Source organism: Candidatus Omnitrophota bacterium, assembly GCA_028716245.1.
Classification (GTDB): domain Bacteria; phylum Omnitrophota; class Gorgyraeia; order Gygaellales; family Profunditerraquicolaceae; genus UBA6249.
Genome location: JAQUQW010000002.1, coordinates 438,022 through 455,835, shown reverse-complemented (window position 1 = coordinate 455,835; position 17,814 = coordinate 438,022). Strand labels below are relative to the sequence as shown.

General features: G+C 44.1%; 18 protein-coding genes and 1 pseudogene. All 19 read right to left on the bottom strand.

The genetic code is table 11. The features are described 5' to 3' along the window. Position 1: 1 nt before the first annotated feature. Complete coding sequence (locus PHG87_05900; protein ID MDD5477707.1) at positions 2–388, bottom strand: YkgJ family cysteine cluster protein; 387 nt, start codon at positions 386–388, stop codon at positions 2–4. A 43-nt stretch (positions 389–431) separates the two neighbouring features. Next, entirely contained in the window at positions 432–632 is a 201-nt protein-coding gene (locus PHG87_05895; GenBank protein MDD5477706.1) for a cold shock domain-containing protein, read from the bottom strand. 69 nt (positions 633–701) lie between these two features. Then, positions 702–902 (bottom strand): cold-shock protein, encoded by a 201-nt coding sequence (locus tag PHG87_05890; protein ID MDD5477705.1) that lies wholly within the window; start codon positions 900–902, stop codon positions 702–704. Positions 903–1,165: 263 nt separating this feature from the next. Continuing rightward, positions 1,166–2,284, bottom strand: coding sequence for a chorismate-binding protein (locus tag PHG87_05885; GenBank protein ID MDD5477704.1), 1,119 nt, complete (start codon positions 2,282–2,284; stop codon positions 1,166–1,168). A 60-nt stretch (positions 2,285–2,344) separates the two neighbouring features. Next, entirely contained in the window at positions 2,345–4,318 is a 1,974-nt protein-coding gene (locus tag PHG87_05880) for an ABC transporter permease (protein ID MDD5477703.1), read from the bottom strand. A gap of 7 nt (positions 4,319–4,325) precedes the next feature. Next, the gene (locus PHG87_05875) at positions 4,326–5,297 is read right to left on the bottom strand and encodes an HlyD family efflux transporter periplasmic adaptor subunit (GenBank protein MDD5477702.1); all 972 of its coding nucleotides are present in this window, start codon (positions 5,295–5,297) and stop codon (positions 4,326–4,328) included. Next, positions 5,290–6,564 carry a TolC family protein gene (locus tag PHG87_05870; protein MDD5477701.1) on the bottom strand — a complete coding sequence of 425 codons (1,275 nt, stop codon included), beginning with the start codon at positions 6,562–6,564 and terminating at the stop codon, positions 5,290–5,292. The genes PHG87_05875 and PHG87_05870 overlap by 8 nt, the downstream gene beginning before the upstream one ends. 1 nt (position 6,565) lies before the next feature. Further along, positions 6,566–8,101, bottom strand: a complete 1,536-nt coding sequence (locus PHG87_05865; GenBank protein MDD5477700.1) for a DHA2 family efflux MFS transporter permease subunit — start codon at positions 8,099–8,101, stop codon at positions 6,566–6,568. After that, positions 8,085–8,990 (bottom strand): HlyD family secretion protein, encoded by a 906-nt coding sequence (locus tag PHG87_05860; protein MDD5477699.1) that lies wholly within the window; start codon positions 8,988–8,990, stop codon positions 8,085–8,087. The genes PHG87_05865 and PHG87_05860 overlap by 17 nt, the downstream gene beginning before the upstream one ends. Next, positions 8,950–10,293, bottom strand: coding sequence for a TolC family protein (locus PHG87_05855; GenBank protein MDD5477698.1), 1,344 nt, complete (start codon positions 10,291–10,293; stop codon positions 8,950–8,952). Before PHG87_05855 ends, PHG87_05860 begins: the two co-directional genes overlap by 41 nt. Further along, positions 10,294–10,947, bottom strand: coding sequence for a TetR/AcrR family transcriptional regulator (locus PHG87_05850; protein MDD5477697.1), 654 nt, complete (start codon positions 10,945–10,947; stop codon positions 10,294–10,296). A gap of 155 nt (positions 10,948–11,102) precedes the next feature. After that, a complete protein-coding gene (locus PHG87_05845; protein ID MDD5477696.1) occupies positions 11,103–11,444 on the bottom strand; it encodes a hypothetical protein in 342 nt (113 codons plus the stop codon). A gap of 228 nt (positions 11,445–11,672) precedes the next feature. Continuing rightward, positions 11,673–12,356, bottom strand: coding sequence for a phosphoribosyltransferase family protein (locus tag PHG87_05840; protein ID MDD5477695.1), 684 nt, complete (start codon positions 12,354–12,356; stop codon positions 11,673–11,675). A gap of 39 nt (positions 12,357–12,395) precedes the next feature. Continuing rightward, positions 12,396–12,791 carry a class II SORL domain-containing protein gene (locus PHG87_05835; protein ID MDD5477694.1) on the bottom strand — a complete coding sequence of 132 codons (396 nt, stop codon included), beginning with the start codon at positions 12,789–12,791 and terminating at the stop codon, positions 12,396–12,398. Between the two features lie 95 nt (positions 12,792–12,886). Next, on the bottom strand, positions 12,887–13,846 hold the full coding sequence (locus tag PHG87_05830; GenBank protein ID MDD5477693.1) for a permease: 960 nt from the start codon (positions 13,844–13,846) through the stop codon (positions 12,887–12,889). Positions 13,847–13,868: 22 nt separating this feature from the next. Then, on the bottom strand, positions 13,869–14,996 hold the full coding sequence (locus PHG87_05825) for an ABC transporter permease (protein MDD5477692.1): 1,128 nt from the start codon (positions 14,994–14,996) through the stop codon (positions 13,869–13,871). A 3-nt stretch (positions 14,997–14,999) separates the two neighbouring features. Next, positions 15,000–16,133 (bottom strand): ABC transporter permease, encoded by a 1,134-nt coding sequence (locus PHG87_05820; GenBank protein ID MDD5477691.1) that lies wholly within the window; start codon positions 16,131–16,133, stop codon positions 15,000–15,002. Further along, on the bottom strand, positions 16,130–17,101 hold the full coding sequence (locus PHG87_05815; GenBank protein MDD5477690.1) for an ABC transporter ATP-binding protein: 972 nt from the start codon (positions 17,099–17,101) through the stop codon (positions 16,130–16,132). The genes PHG87_05820 and PHG87_05815 overlap by 4 nt, the downstream gene beginning before the upstream one ends. Before the next feature lie 49 nt (positions 17,102–17,150). Then, positions 17,151–17,813, bottom strand: a pseudogene (locus PHG87_05810) (ABC transporter ATP-binding protein). Between the last annotated feature and the right edge of the window lies 1 nt (position 17,814).

Sequence of the window (17,814 nt, the reverse complement as noted above, 5' to 3'; positions counted from 1 at the left end):
TCTATTTTCTCCGGTTGGCTTTAGATCTCTTAATTTTAGATTTATGCACAACACACAACACTTTAGCGATTGGGGCGATTTTTTTGCCTTCGTAGGGGAATTCCTTGCAGGTTACCGGTTTAACGGCGTAATCAACCTTATGGATCCGGCATAGGCCATCGGCATCCAAAAAGACGCACTGCTCATCTTCATAGCTGGTGCCGACTTTATATCCGGAAGGAAAAGATTTGTCTTTTTCTAAATGAAAAAAGTCGCCTTTTATGCCCAGCGCTAATATTTTCTTGGCCTCATCTAAGTCAATCCAGGCCCCAAACCGGCAGCAATCCGCCTGATTCTTGCATTTAAGGCAGTCGATAATTAGTTTTTTGGTGTTTCTTTTAACTTTCATAGCCTACATTATACAATCTTTTACGCTAAATCAACAAGAAAAATCAGGCGATATGCACATTGACCGCGCGCGGGCCTTTATCGGATTTTTCAATATCATAGGTTACTACCTGTTCTTCGTTTAAAGCGTCAAATTTTACTTCAACCAAGCTATTCTGGTGAAAAAACACTTCCCTGCCGTCGGTATCGCTGATAAAACCAAACCCGCGATCGCGGACCAGCTTTTTGATTTTTCCCGTATTCATTCTGACTCCTTTTTTAAAAAATAGCCTGGCCTCCAGTTATAGAAGCCAGGCTATTTTGTTTTTTTAGCTTTAGAGCTTGACTACATTAGTAGCCTGTTCGCCCTTAGGTCCTTTTTCGATGTTAAACTCAACATCCTGGCCCTCGGCTAAAGATTTATAACCTTCACCCTGGATCGCGCTGTGATGAACGAATACATCGCTACCGGATTCAGGTGTGATAAACCCAAAACCTTTTTGGTCTGAAAACCACTTTACTTTTCCCTTTGCCATTATTTACTACCCCCTCTCCTCTAAAATTTTAGCAAATAACGGCAGAATGCAGCCACCCAATAACTTCTCGGCGGAATCCCAACGCCAGAAGCGTTGGGAACAAAAAACCGCGAAGGTTAGTTTTCTAAACCTCGCGGTCTACAAACCTCTTATCCTTTATTCACTACGTTGATAAGTCTAACACATTTTTGGGATTTGTCCAGTAAAAAGTTATTTATTTTTGGAATAAGACCCTGTTTCCCGATTGGCTAGGAAACAGGGTCTTATTCTGGGATAAAAGGCGTCTTGGCAAGATCCGTCAGGAATTTGGCTTTAAGCAGGCCTTCGCTCCATTCTCCGTCAGGGGTGGAGTCCCAAACTATCCCCCCGCCAATACCCATCTCCCCCTGATTGCCTTGGATTAAAAGCGTGCGGATGGGAATATTAAAAAACATATCCCTATCAGGAGTGATATAGCCGATGGCTCCGGTATAGATCTTGCGCTCTTCTCTTTCCAGCTCATTGATTATCTGCATAGCGCGGATTTTGGGAGCTCCGGTAACTGATCCGGAAGGAAAAATCGAAGAAAGCAGTTTATAAACAGGTAGATTCTTGTCGATCTTGGCAGTTACGGTGGAGGTCATCTGGCAAAGAGTTTTATACCTGGCTACCTCAAAAAGAGTTGGCGCCTTAATATTGACCCCCATCCTCCCCAAGTCATTCCTTAAAAGATCGGCAATCATCACGTTTTCCGCCCGGTTTTTACGGTCGTACTTAAGGCGCAGCGGCGCGATTAAATCCGAAAGCATTCCATTACCTCGCGACCAGGTGCCTTTCATCGGCTTGGTGACCAAATGTGCCGATTTTTTCTTAATAAACAACTCCGGGGATAAAGAAAGGATATGGAAGTTGTCGGTTTGGATATAGGCCGGATACGGCACAGGCTGCTCTTTCAACAGCTGATTATAAAGGGAGAGCGCTTGACCATTAAATCTAAAAAATAATTTAATGCAGTAAGTAATCTGGTAGACGTCGCCTTTGGCGATATAATCGCGAATCGCTTCTATATCCAAAGAATATTGTTGGCGGGTGATATTTAAAAAGAAATTTTCCGGATAATCCGAAGGGGCTAATTTAGGAAATTCAGTTTTGTTTTGCTCAGGCTTTTTATACGCGCCCAGATAGATTAGCGGAAATTCATACTGTTTGTCCTTACGTAATTTTTCTTCAAAACAATATCCGGCTTCGTAAGATAAAAACCCGGCTAAATAATATCCCTTACCAAGCGCTTCTTCGATATTTTCAAAAGCTGCCGTAAATAAAGCGGGATCGGTGCAGGATATAATAAATTCCGGATCCTGAAATAAAAACGATTTTCTTTCAAACTGAGTTAATACCTTCATGGTTATTTTAAATAGGGACAGCGACCATTTATTTTAAAATAAATGGTCGCTGTCCCTATTTTACTCGTATCTTAATGCTTCGATAGGGTCAAGGGAAGCTGCTTTTTTCGCAGGCCAGAGGCCGAAGATTATCCCGATGACTAAAGAAAATATGGTTGAAAGAAGCACAGAGAACAATGAAACCTTTACGCTCCATCCGGCAAAAATTGTAATCAATGTAGCGATGCCCCATCCAAAAGCCACGCCAAATAATCCGCCGAGAAACGACATCAGCATTGCTTCAATGAGAAACTGCACCATGATATCTTTATTGGTTGCCCCGATTGCCTTGCGTAGGCCAATCTCACGCGTTCTTTCAGTTACCGAAACAAGCATAATATTCATAATCCCAATGCCGCCGACAAGAAGCGATATTGCCGCGATCGCCCCTAATAGCATTGACATCGTTTTAGTGGTGGTCTCAAGCGTATTCTTGATATCTGCTGTGTTACGGATCTGGAATGAATCATCCGCGTCCTTAGGATTAATCCGGTGCTGTTTTATGATTAAATCGGATACCGCGGTTTGGGCCGCGTCAATGGTATCCGGAGTTTTTGCTTCCACATAAATAGTATCAACATATTCCTTGCCAAAAACCCGGAACATAGCCGTGGTAATTGGAATAATCGCCATATCATCCTGATCTTGAAAAGCATTGGCTCCTTTAACCGGCAGAATACCGATCACTTTAAAATTAAGCAGGTTTATCTTTATTGTCTGGCCGATAGGATCGGTTTCTCCAAATAATTCTTTCACTACGGTTGTGCCCAGTAAAACAACTTTATCCCGCATCTTTAATTCCGTCTCACTAAAAAATCTTCCTACCGGCGGAGATGCCGCGCGGATAGACTCATATTCAACCCCCACCCCTTCAACCTGCGTATTCCAGTTATTATTTCCATAGACCATCTGGCCTCTTCCTCTTACCGAGGGGCTGGCGCTCTTAACCACGTCAGTTAGCTTACCAATGGCAGCTACGTCTGCCAGGGTAAAACGCGTAACCGTACCTGTCTGCATTGCTACTCCGTGCAGCCTTGAAGAACCAGGCCTGACTACCAGGAGATTAGACCCTAAAGATGCCAGTTGTTTCTCAATGGACTCCTTAGCCCCCTGGCCCAATGCCAACATAGCAATAACCGCGGCCACTCCGATTAATATGCCCAGAATAGACAGGACTGAACGCATCTTATGGGAAAACATAGCCGATACCGCCTGACGCAGATAATCGAGAAATTTAGTTTCTCCGGAAATTTTCCGGGGTTTTGAAAGAACGTTGTTTACCAGGCTGTTTTCTATAGAAACTACTTCGGTTACTTTTGTTTCTTCCTGAGTACGCTTATCGGAAATAATCACTCCGTCGCGCATCTGGATAACCCTGCGGCAGAAAGAGGCGATCTCCGGTTCATGCGTAACTATAACCACGGTTTTCCCTTTTTGGTTAAGCCTTTGCAGTATGGTAACTATCTCGGTCTTGCTTTTTGAGTCCAGGTTACCCGTAGGTTCATCCGCGAGTATAATTAAAGGTTCATTAACCAAGGAACGCGCAATGGCTACCCTCTGCTGCTGGCCTCCGGACATTTCATTGGGCCGGTGGAGCATCCTGTCTTTTAAACCTACCTCCTCAAGCTCCTGTTTGGCCTTATCTTTTAGATGCCTTTTACCGGCATAAATTAAAGGCAGCTCCGCATTTTCAAGAGCGGTCATGCGCGGTAATAAATGAAACTGCTGAAAAACAAAACCGATGGTCCTGTTGCGTAAAGCGGCCAATTCTTCATCGGAAAGCCTGGTAATCTCCTTGCCGCCCAAATAATAAGAACCCGAATCCGGACGGTCAAGCAAACCTAAAATATGCATAAGCGTGGATTTGCCGGATCCGGAAGCCCCCATAATGGCGACAAGCTCTCCCGAAGAGATTTTTAAGGATACGTCATTTAAAGCCTTAACCTCGGTTTGCCCCATTTGATAGGTTTTAAATATATTTTTTATTTCGATCATTTTAAAATTATTTTTCAGGCGCTTCTTTTTTCCGGCCAAACGGTATAAACGGGCTGCTTCCCATATCGCTTTTTGGAAGGACAAATTTCTTGTTTTTCAATATTAAGGTGTCTTGCTCGGTAACCCCGGAAATAACCTCGGCATTTTTATCATCGGTTATACCCAATTTAACTGTTTGAATAACCGGTTCAGCCTGGCCTTCTTTTTTGATCAAAACAAACCTTTTCTCTTTATCATTATACACGGCCCCCGCCGGGATAAGCAAGGCATCTTCTTTGCTTTTCTCTACAAAATTTATGGTCGCATTCATCCCGGAGCGGAAGAAATCCGGAACCTCCTCGGGAAGAAGATCAACCGGATATATAGTTACATTGTTTACGGTTTGTGATTCATAATATATATGTTCAACCGCAGCCTTAATCTTAGTATCCGGATAGGCATCGAGGATGATTACGGCCCTCTGTCCAAGCTTTACTTTTCCGATATCTGTTTCATCGACCTGGGCCCGGGCGATAAGCTTGTCCGATAAAACAACCACCGCATCAGCGGTAGTCACGGTTTGCCCGGGTTGAGTCGTAGCCACAATAACCTCCGCGTCAATAGGAGCCAGCAAGGCTATCGGCTTATAAGCCTCCTGCCAATATTTTAATTTTTCTTCCCCTTGGCCGCGGGCAGCATCAAGCAGGGCCGCCCTTTCAGTTGAGCTCATCCAGGCAACTATTTCTCCTGCCTTAACCTTCTGGCCCTCCTTGACCAGAATACTTTCTATCCGGCCGCCAACCGGAGGTTTAATCTCCAGCCGGTTTTTGGGCAAAACTGTTCCGGTGGTCGATATAATCGCTTGGATTGAACCGTGAGCGGGGTTTATCTCTTTAACAATATTATCCGTATCCGCCTTGGGCTTAAACTTCATCACCATAAAGACGATAGCGATTAAAACTCCTGCGGCGATTAAACCTATTTTTAATTTTTTAGTCATATTCTAAAGTTTCTCCTTTCGCCTGAATCCATTTTGCTTCGGCTAATAGCGCGGCCGCCTGGGCATCTAAATAATTACTTTTGGCTTTTACCAGGTTATCCTCAATGATCGTCCAGTTATCAAAGCTAACTAATCCGATTGAATATTGCGCCTGGGCAATTTTGGAACGCTCTTGCGCGGCAATTAATACTTTATACTGCACATTAACATTCTCCAGCGTATCCTGTAAAGTTGCCCAGGTTTGCTGTAATGTCAAAATAACACCGTCTAGAGTGCTTCTTTCATTTTCCTGCAGTTGCTTGACTAAAGCGCTGGCTTGGGATACCTGGGCGATTCTTAATCCGCCTTCAAATAAAGGCAGAGATAGAGCAAGCCCTAAATTGTACTGGTCTCCTGTGGGAGTCCAATGGGCCCCGGTCCTATTGGCGCCGGCGCTGCCGGTAAGCTGCGGGAAAAAATTAGCGTAAGCGGATTTTAAACTAAATTCGGCTGAACGTTTTTGGGCGATAAGCTGCTGTAAAGAAGGATTATTTTTTGCTAAAGCCGGAAAATCAGGTTTTTCTAAAGCGCTGTCTTTTACCCGGAAATCCCCCTGAGCATACATTGCTGTCGGTTGCTTCCTGCCCATCTCTTTGACCATTTCCCTCTGGGCAACCTCAACCTCTCTTTTGGTTTGGGAGATCCCGTATTTTGCCTGCGCTAAATCCGCCTCCGCGGTTAATAAAGCGCCTTTATGTTCAAGCCCGGACCCGTAACGCAAAGTAATCAACTCTAAATTATCCCTCCTGATATTATAAATCTCTTCGGTAATCCGCAGCATCTCTTGGGCTTTCAGGAGATCGATGAATGCCGAACGCAGCCTGAATCTGACCGTAGTGGAAGTAAATTTAAATCCCTGCTTTGCCGCGGATATAGTTTCTGAAGCCGCTCTCACATTATTAATTGTCTTAAGCCCGTCGAAGATAAGCTGTGTTCCGGTTACTCCATAACTATACGTATCGGCAGTTTTGCTGCCTAAACTGCCTGCGGTTTTAGCGGTAGCTCCGCTGGCATCCGCGGTTATTTGAGGAAATAAACCGCTGGCGGTTTGCTGCTTAGAAGCCCGGGATTGTTTGACGCTTTCCTGGGCGGCGATTAAATCCGGGTGGTTCTTGGCTGCCTCCTTGATACAATCACCCCAAGTAAGCACCTCTTCTGCTTCTGCTCTGCCGGAAGAAACCAAACAAAATAAAAATAAAATTAAGAATAGCTTAAAACATCTACACATATTAATGCGCCCCCAAAACTACTTTAGTATTTTTAGCCCCTTTTAGCAATAAAACAACCGGAATAACACAGAGCAGTATGATCGTTGAAACATAAAATGCGTCATTAAAAGAAAAAAGATTTGCCTGCCGGATTAACTGCCGATAAATAATCCCCTGGGCAGCTGAATTATTTACGGCTGCTCCGGTTGCTCCTAAAACAGCTTTAGCCTGATGCATACCGATCTGGTAATGATAATCCAGAGGATTAAGCTGTTCGGTAAGCCTAAACTGGTGGAATTGCATCCTTCTGGCAATAAGCGTAGTCATAACCGCTACTCCAAAACTCCCTGAGATATTCCGCAACAAGTTAAAAATACTGGTGGCATTACCCATGTGCTCTTTATTTATGGTGCTAAAGGCCATACTTGTCAACGGAACAAAAATCAACCCCAGCCCAATCCCCATAATAATCCTGGATAAACCTATAGTATCAAAATCAATGTAGAAGTTGAAACCGGACATAATAAAAACAGAATACGCGGTGATAAAAAGCCCTGAAACTAAAACTGCCTTGGGATTGAACTTGATAATCAATCTAGCTGCCAAAGGCATAGAAAAAAGCGTAGCGATGCCTCCGGGAGCAAGCGCTAAGCCCGAAAGAAACGCGTTATAACCCATCAACTGCTGCAGAAACATCGGCAATAATAAAATAGTTGCAAAGAGCACAAAAAAGGAAACACACTGAATAATATTGGCGCTGGTAAAAGAAAGGTCCTTAAATTGCCTTAAATTCAATACCGGCTCGCGCACTTTCTGCTCAACAATAATAAATAAAATTAAAGCAACAACGGATATAATCGATAACCTGATGATAAAGGCGGATGAAAACCAATCCTCCCGCTGGCCTTTATCCAATATGACCTGTAAACAACCGATACCAATAACAATCAAAGCCAGGCCCCAATAATCAATCTTTTCTTTTACTCTCTTTAAATAATCAGGATCCCGGATGAATAACATAATAATGATTACTGAAATAATACCGATAGGAATGTTAATATAAAAAATCCAGTGCCAGGACCAATTATCGGTGATCCAACCGCCTAGAACCGGGCCGACAATCGGCCCGACCATCACACCAATACCAAACAAAGCCATAGCCATGCCATATTCAGCCGGCGGGAATGCTTCAAACAATATTGCCTGGGAGAGCGGCTGTAAAGCGCCTCCTCCTAATCCCTGAATAACCCTAAAAAAAACCAAGGCAGACAGGGTTGTGGCGCTTCCGCACATAAAAGAACTGGCGGTAAATAACATCATCGAAAATATAAGATAGCGCTTCCTGCCAAAAACCCGGCTTAGCCAACCGGTTAAAGGAATAATTATGGCGTTGGAGACCAGATAAGCGGTAATTGTCCAAGTGGCCTCGTCAATTCCGGCGGATAAGCTGCCGCGGATATGGTCAAGCGAAACATTCACCACCGAAATATCAATAACTTCCAGCAGCGTGGGAAGCACAACCGCTAAAGCAATAATCCATTTATTTGCTTTGATCATCTTTGGTTATAATCGTCGGAACGCAGGACATCCCAATCCGTAATATATGGCTGCTATCGGTATTTTTGTCAAAAATGATCTTTACCGGTACTCTCTGGACAACCTTCACGTAATTGCCCAAGGCATTCTCAGGAGGGAACAGCGAAAACGCCGCGCCGGTTCCGGCCATAATACTATCGACTTTACCGCTAAAAATCTTACCCGGATAAGTATCCACCTTTATCTCTGCTCTTTGGCCGCTTCTTACATTCTTTAACTGCGTTTCCTTATAATTAGCAATTACCCATAGATCATCAAGGGAAATAACCGCCATCAGCGGCTGGCCAGGCTGTATCTGGTTTCCTGTTTCAACTGCTTTCTTGGTTATATAGCCGTCAGCAGGAGCATATATTTTTGTATACTCCAAATTACGCAAGGCGATTTTAAGCTGCGCCTGGGCTACCTGCTCCTGGGCTTTTGCCAAATTATAAGCGGTCAAAATATTCTCATATTTCTCTTTTGGAAGGACCTCTTGTTTACAGAGAACCTGCGCTCGCCTTATGTCGCGCCCGGCCTGTTCAAATGAAGCTTGGCGTAAATGAAGTGTTGCCTGCGCCTCATTTACCTTCAACTGGTAATCCGCCGGATCGATCTCAACAAGTAAACTGCCCTCTTTAACGCTCTGGTTATCTTCAACAGACACCTTCATTACCGTTCCGCTGATTTTAGAGGCAATACTGTGGATTCTTCCTTCCGTATAAGCGTCATCGGTAGTAATCCGGTTAAAACTATTAATCAAGAATAAGGTTAATAAAATCAGCCCCAAAACCAACGGCACAACCAATAAATAAATTAATTTTTGTTTTTTATTATTTTGTGGCCCCATTTTTCTCACTCTCCATTCTTTCATAAATTAATCCCAGATCAATCCCTATAGAATACATAAGTTTGGCGTAACTGCGTTTTAATTCGTAATCATCGCTGTAATAATTAGTCTGGGCTTTTGTCTGCATGGTTATAGCATCAAGCACCTCTGTCGGAGTCGCGCTTCCGGCTTGATATTTGACCCGATAAAAACGCACGTTCTCCTCCGCCTGGACAAGCGCTTCGGTTGCCACAGCTACTTTTTCACAGGCATTCTTTAAACTGAAGTAACTGTCCTCGATCTCAAACTTGATGTCTTCAATAATTTTGCTCTTCTGCTCATTAAGCTTGGTCTGCAGGGATCTTTCCTTACGTAACCCGGCTTGAGTTGCGCCTCCGTCATAAAGATTCATCTTGGCCCCCAGTTGGATCGAAGCATTGTCTTCATGGGTTAAGAATTGATTCTGGGTATGCGCGTATCCCAAATCAACAAAAAGCGCGGGAAAATTCTCAACTGCTTTTGCCCTTTGGCTAAAAAATGAAGAATTTATCTGGTCGCTGTAGAAAGCAACTTCCGGCCTTTGCACCTGCGCCATATTCCAGGCATCCTGCATTTCCGGAAACTTGGGAGGCTGCATTTTGATATCCTGAACCATAATTTTTTCTCTCAACGGTAAACCAAGAATGTTGTTCAATCTAGAGGCGGCAATCTCCCGGTCATTGACTGCAGCAATCAGCTTCTGTTTTATGTCCGCCAACCTGACTTTAGCCGGCAACAGATCGTTTTTGACCACAACCCCCTGCTCATAAAGATGCTCGATATCGCCAAGATAGGCGGTCAGGCTGTCGGCTTCTTTTTGGAAGACCGCGATCATCCGGTCGGCTTCCAATAAATTAAAATAGGCGATGATAAATTCCAGCGTCGCCACCCTGATTACGCTCTGGGTATGCGCTTTTTGGGCTTTGAACAATTTATTCGAAGCCCGCCAGTTGGCAAGACTTTTGCCGAAATCAAAAAGGGTCTGATAAACATCAAAACCGTAAGCCAAGGCGTCTTTATCCGCAGTCTTCACGCTGCTAGAGTTGAATTTCATTGCCGGTTGATATTGATTAAATGTCTGGATCAGGTTTGCGTTTAGCTGCGGCAGGAGCGCCGAACGGGCAATCAAGGAATCCTGATAAGCCATCTCATTATCCGGCAGCGCTATTTTTATCAAGCGACTATCCTTAAGCACCATCCGGATTCCCTGGGAAATAGTAATCAGCCTGCCCCCTTCTCCGGCACAGGCAGCCCGGCAGAAACAAGCTATAAAAATAAATAGGAAGATTTTAGTGAGTTTACACTGCATTTATTTTCCGGCCCCGTTAAAAAACATATCCAAAATAAAAGCCGACATCTGTTTCACGTTTTTTGACCCGTCCCGGAACCAATCAAAAACTACGGCCATAAACATCGAAGTGAAAATATCGGCAATCTGGGTAAAATGAAAATCGCTCCTGATTATTCTCTGGCCTTGGCCGGTTTTGATTAATTCATTAACCAGCTCCCGATGCTGGGTGATCACCGAAGATTTGGAATACTTGCTGGCTTTCATTGCCTGGAACTTGCTGCTCTCTGAAATAAAGATGCGGAAGAAATCCTGGTTTCTTTCAAAAAAAGAAAGTTTTTCCAACACAAAAATTTCAAGTTTGCTCTTGGCATCGCTAGCCTTAGCCGTTTCTTCTTTTAGCATAAGTAACAAATCTTTAAACTTCTGCTCAAATAAAGAAAAATAAAGCGCGTCCTTATCCTTAAAATATAAATAAACCGTGCCGGTGCCATACTCGGCCTCTTTGGCAATATCCTGCATGGTTGCTTCATGATATCCCTTTAAGGCAAAAACATGCTCTGCCGCCCTCAAGATATCTGCCTGCCGTAACAACCTGTCCCTATCCCTGCGGTTTAAGGATTGGTGCTGTTTTTCCATAATGAATTTATCTTCAATTAATGAATTTACGTTCATAATTAAAATATACGGCTTTTTTAATATTTTGCAAGGGATATTTTAAGAAAATTCAAGAAAATCGCCTGCGGGGATAACTTTAAGCGATTTTCGCAGTAGTACAGGAAAGTGTTTTATACTTTCCTGTACTATAAAATTTGCCTCGGGCGGGAATTTTATATTTGTTGCTGCTGCCCCTTATGCTCTTGTTTCATTTCCTGGCGATGCTCTTTATGCTCTTGGCGTAAATGTTCAATCTTTTCACGATCAGCTTTTATTTTTTCACGTAGAGAACGCAATTGTTCCCTTAACGGCTTCGCCTGAGCTTGGAGCTGTTGAAGCTGCGCGCGTATCTGTTCGGCTTGTAGATGTAATGATTGAATTTCTTGCCTCAATTGAGCACCCTCACCTTGCCCCTCTCCTTTGCCGGTTGCTGTTAGCTGTTCGGCATTGGCTGTCAATATTAAAGCACCCGCAAAACATAAGCTAAAAACCGCAATCCACAATTTCCGCTTCATGCCTTCCTCCTTTTACTAAGCGATACACTTAGTACTTCATCGTTGAAAAATTAGAAACCCTTTAAACCCGTAAAGCTATTTCTTAAGACAACTGCATTCATCGCTTTTTTTACCGCAGCCCTCGCATACCCCTTTTACTATTTTCTTTCCGCACTTGCAGGGTGAACAACCGCAGGTTTTACACATCTTGGCCTCCTTGTCTACGAAGACAACACCCGCGCAATTCCGCTAAGCGCGGGGTGTCTTACCTAATTGTTTTTCTTTTTCTGCCGCTTCTCTCAACGCGCTTAAAACTTCTCCTTCGGAAGTTTGACCAAAATTTTCGTAGAACTGCCCAATTGATCCCAAAAACTCCGGCACTCTTAACACTATCAGTTCATCGGCATAATTAGCCAACAAAACAATGGATTCTTTAGCAGCCACCGGAACCGCGGCAATAACTTTTTTCGCCTTTTGGCGGCCGGCAGCTAAAAGCGCTGCTTGCATTGTCGCGCCGGTTGCTATCCCATCATCAATAACAATAACTGTTTGCCCTTCTAAAGAAACTTTGGGCTTAATCTGCCGGCACTTTTTGATCCGATTTTTAATCTCGGCTAACTGCCGTATTTTTTCTGATTCGATATAATTCTTATCCGCGCCTACCCGGGAAACCAGGCCATCATTAAGAAAAAGTTTTCCATTTTCACCAACCGAGCCGATCGCCAGTTCAGGATTGCCCGGAGCCCCTATCTTACGGGAAAGCACGATATCTAATTTAGCCTGCAGCAGGCGGGCAACTTCGGCGGCTATAATAATACCTCCCCGCGGGATACCTAATACGACAACGTCTTTTCCGGACAGATATTTTAATTCATTAGCCAAAAGTTCCCCTGCTTCTTGACGGTCTTTAAATGATTCATCACTATGAGAAATGATGCGTATGATATAACCACCCCCATCATTTAAGGATGACTACTTAATTTGCATGTCTTTAGCGCTCTGCCATAATCCGTGTATATTACAATAACTGGAGGCATAAACTGTTCCGGGCTTTTCGGTCTTAAAATTTAATCCTACTTCCGGATGCGTATATACCGTGCTTGTATCCGGGCCTTTGGCAGATTCTCCGTGGGCGCTAAATTCAGCCTTGGCGATTTGGTAAGGGAATTTTTCTCCTTCGGGTAAAAAATACACCGCTATCCAGCGGATGTGGTGCTCGGCCTTATTCGGATGGGTAATTTCTTTACCAACCGTCACGGTAATCCTGAAGAACTCGCCCTTTTTTACGGCATCAGGCATCTCAATTACCGGAACATGTTTTTCGGTTTTCCAGTCCGCGGTTTGCAGCAAATCCTTAAAGTCCGCCATCTTTATCCCTCCTTTCTATCCTTAGCTTAATCTTTACTTCCATTTGTTATATTTTACCATAAATAATAAGTTTTTTAGCAATTTATAAAGAACTCTTAGCTCAATATCTTTTGCAATAAATTAAATAAATAACCTGTAAATATGATGCCTAACGTTGTTATGCCAAAAAAGATAAAGATCAGTTTTGGCTTCATTGCTCTTCTAAGCATGATTGCCTCAGGCAAACTTAAGGCGGCTACTGCCATCATAAACGCTAAAGCAGTGCCTAAGGGGAAACCCTTCTGGAACAAAACAACCGCGATAGGGACAATGGCCGCGCAACTGCCATACATCGGCACGCCAATAACAGTCGCTAAAGGCACGGAAAAAAATCCTGTTTTATTTACGATCACCTGGACCGCTGATTGAGGGACATAATTGTGGATAAGCGCGCCCAGGCCCACGCCTGCAAGGACCCAAGCCCATATTTTATTTATAACGCATACCGCCTCATTCATTCCAAAGATGATCCTCTGTTTTATCCCTTTGGTCTTGATTTCACAGGTATCTCCGAGACTGGCGGTAAAAATATCTTTCTCAAGGTACTTTTCCAATTCCATTTTGCCTAAAATTATCCCGGTGACAATCCCGATAGTCATCCCGCTGATCACATACGCCAATGTGATCTTCCAACCGAAAAAGCCGATCATCAATACAACCAGGTACTCATTAATAAGCGGCGAGGTGACCAGGAAAGAAAAAGTTACGCCCAGGGGAATTCCGGCGGCCAAAAAGCTCATAAACAGCGGGATCGAAGAGCAGGAGCAAAATGGCGTTATCGCGCCGAATAAGGAGGCAAAGAAATTGCCCCATCCTTTAGTCCCCGTAATCCAGGCTTTGATTTTTTGCTGCGATAAAAAACTCCGTAAAAATCCTATTGCGGAAATCATCACGAATAAAAGTAAAATTATCTTTACGGAATCATAAATAAAAAAATTAATAGCCGCATTTATCCTGGAATTAGCGTCCAGCTTAAAAACAGAATACATCAACCAATCGACGATCAGCTGCAGCATAAATTGTCCTCCATTAAGAAAATCAAGTAAGTTTTTTCCTGAACCTCAAGGTACTTAAGGTAATGACGACCAGCCCAAAGATAACCAGCGGGATAAGCTGGTCCAAAAGCACCTCTATCCCTGTGCCTTTTAAGAATATCCCCCTGATAACCACTAAAAAATAACGCATCGGGTTGAGCAAGGTAAACCAGCGGATAACCTCCGGCATATTCGCGATGGGATAAGCAAACCCGGACAACAGTATTGTCGGCATATAAAACAGGAAAACCGACATCATTGCCTCCTGCTGGGTTGAGGCTATGGTTGAAATAAACAGGCCTGCCCCCAAACTAGTAAATAAGTATATTATTGTAGCCAGCGTCAATAAAAGCAGGCTTCCTCTAAACGGTATATGGAACCAGAATACGCCCAGGGAAGCAATAAACGTAAATTGCATAAGCGCGATTACGCCAAAAGGCAGGAGCTTTCCTAAAATAAGCTCAATGGGCTTTAAGGGACTGACGATCAACTGCTCCATGGTGCCGATCTCTTTTTCTCTGACGATAGCCATGGCCGTCAGTAAAAGCGACATTATCGTCACGATCGAGGCGATGACTCCCGGCAGGTAATAATTTCTCGATATAAGATTATCGTTAAACCAGGCCCGCTCCCTAAGGTCAACACCGGGCCACTGCGCGGTTAACCCTTTTGCCGCAGCTTCATCCTTGAACAGGTCATACTGATATTTACTGACAATCGTATTGGCATAACCCATAATGATCATCGCTGTATTTGAATCCGATCCGTCCAGGATTAATTGGATATTGGCCGGTTTATCGGCATTAAGATTACGGCTAAAACCCCGGTCAATGCAGATAACCGCATTTACCAGCCCCTTATCGATTAGCCCATCCTGTTGGCTTTGGTCATCGATGTAATATTTAGGGACAAAGTACCCGGAGTAAGTAAATTTATGCAGGAGGTTACGGCTCTCCTTGGTATTATCCTGATCGTAAATAGCGGTGGGGATATAATTGATATCTTTATTGGCGGCATAGCCAAAGATGATTATCTGAATAAGCGGAGAGATAAAAATAACCGTCTTCATCCTTGGGTCGCGCAGGACCTGCTTAAATTCTTTGATCAAAACAGCTTTGATCCGCTCAAACATAAATCAGGCCACCTTCTTCTTGAATTTATTTATCGCCAACCCAAACATCAAAAAAGCAAATAACGCCAAAAAAAGAGCCTCATTCCACATTACCTCCATCCCGTTACCTTTTAAGAATAATCCCCGCAAGATGACGATGTAATAACGGGCGGGGATAAGATAGGTAATCGCTTGGACCAGCGGCGGCATATTGAAGATCGGATAGATAAAACCGGATAAAAGCATCGTCGGTATAAAGGTAGAAAGCATTGCCAGCTGGCTGGCTAATAATTGCGTCCGGCCAACGGTAGAAATCAAAATACCCTGGGATAAGGCGCCGGTTAAAAAGAGCGCGCTTAAAACAATGAGTGTAAAATAACTTCCCTGAAAAGGGACGCCAAAAAGGAACCTGGCCATAACTACCGCTATAAAAAGATCAAAGAAACCAATGATAAAATAAGGCAGGAATTTTCCGATGATCAGCTCCCGGGGTTTTACGGGAGTAGAAACCAATTGCTCCATTGTGCCTCTTTCCCATTCGCGGGCTATACAGATTGAGGTAAGCAACGCGGCAATAATCATAATAATCATCGCGATTACTCCCGGCACGATAAACCAGCGGCTATTTAAACCCATATTAAACCATACTCTCGGACGCAGCTCGGCTGATTTCCGGGGAACTAAACCCTGCTGACGGAACGTCTCAACGAGTAAATCCAGGTTATATTTGGCAACCACAGCCCGCACATAGCCCATGGCGACAGTTGCGGTATTGGAATCGCTGCCGTCCACCAATAGTTGTAGCGGCGCAGCTTTTCCCGACTCGATATAATGCGAAAAATCTTTGGGGATAACCAGGGCCATCATTGCCTGGCCGTTATCAATCAGGTGTTCGATATCCCGGTAATTATCGGTATACCTGATTATTTTAAAATATTTCGAGTATTTGAAATTGAGCAGGAAATTACGCGTAAGCTGGGAAGAGGCATCCTGGTTCCAAATGACGGTAGGCACCTTATCGATATCCAATGAAAGCCCGTACCCAAAAATTAATAAAAGCACTACCGGTATTACCAGGGCCAGCCCCAGGGAACGGGGGTCGCGTTTAATCTGGATAAATTCCTTATTTGCTATGGCGCCGATCCTTTTTAAATTCATTTTTCTTTATGCTGCGCGTCATAATTCTCGATCAAAGAAACAAAAACATCTTCAAGGGAGGCCTTGATCTTTTTTACGGAATATCCGCTGACTTTTCCCTGCTCAAGAAGGCTGGTTATCTCCTGGGCTGCTTTTTGCGCCTGGGTAACTACCGCGTGGATGTTGACCCCAAAAAGCGCGCTTTCCTTGACCGACTCCAGTTGCGAAATTTTTTCCAGCCAGTTTTCCGCCTGCGGCATGATCACCTCAAGAATATCATTTTTCATAATCCTGATTTTCATTTCTTCGGGGCTGCCCATGGCAATCATCGTCCCATGATAAATCATCACCAGGCGGTTGCAGTTTTCTGCCTCCTCCATATAGTGGGTAGTCACAAAAACTGTCTTCCCTTCTTTGGCCATCCCCTTGATAATATTCCAGAAATTATTGCGGGTTATCGGATCCACCCCGGAAGTCGGCTCATCCAGAAAAATAATTTTCGGCTGGTGGATGATCGCGCACCCCAGCGCCAGGCGCTGCTTCCATCCCCCGGAAAGGGTGCTGGTGAGGTTCTTGCGGAACCCTTCGATGCCGGCTAACCTTATCGTCTCCTCTTTGCGTTTTTCCCTCTCTGCCGCGGGGATATTGTAAATACGGCTGTAAAAATCGATATTCTCCTCGACAGTCAGGTCATCGTAAAGGGAAAATTTCTGTGACATGTAACCGATATGCTCCTTGATCTTATCCTGCTCTTTGACTATATCATAACCGCCTACCGTGCCTCTTCCGGATGTCGGCGAATAAATACCACAGAGCATCCTGATGGTCGTGGATTTTCCCGCCCCGTTTGGGCCAAGAAAGCCGAAGATCTCCCCCTGCTTGACCTCAAAGTTAATTTGGTTGACGGCGGTAAAGCTGCCGAACTTTTTTTCAAGGTCCTCCACCTTTACCGCGATATTATTACTATCGTTACCGGGATTCATAATCATTAATGATCTTGATAAAAGCCTGCTCCAGTGTCGCAACATTACATTCTTTTTTAATATTATCCGGGGTATCGCATTTAAGCAGGCGGCCTTTATTGATCAAACCGACCCTGCGGCAGCGTTCAGCCTCATCAAGGTAAGAGGTGGAATAAAGAATAGTTACCTTTTCTTTCAGCAAATCATAAAGTATTTTCCAGAAATCCCGGCGGGAAACCGGGTCAACCCCGTTGGTCGGCTCATCCAGGAATAAAACTTTCGGGGTATGGATCAAGGCGCAGGAAAGCCCCAGTTTCTGCTTCATGCCGCCGGATAATTTCCCGGCAAGCCTCTGTTTAAACGGAGTAAGCCCGGAAAAACCAAGCAGCCTTTCAATTACCGCTTCTCTTTCCTTCTTCGGAATGCAAAACACATCGGCATAAAAATTAATGTTCTCCAGGACAGTCAATTCCTCATACAGCCCGAAACGCTGAGACATATAAGCAATGTTTTCTTTCAGCGCCTCGGATTCCTTGACTATGTGCTTATTATAAACCCAGCCTTCCCCGGAAGTCGGATCAAGTATGCCGGTTAAAAGCCGCATAGTCGTTGTCTTTCCGGCCCCGTCCGGCCCGACCAGCCCGAAGATCTCACCCTCCTCAATTTCAAGGTTCAGGCTGTTCACCGCGGTATTGTCACCGAATTTCCTGGTAAGAGCGCTTGCTTTTATGGTAATCATT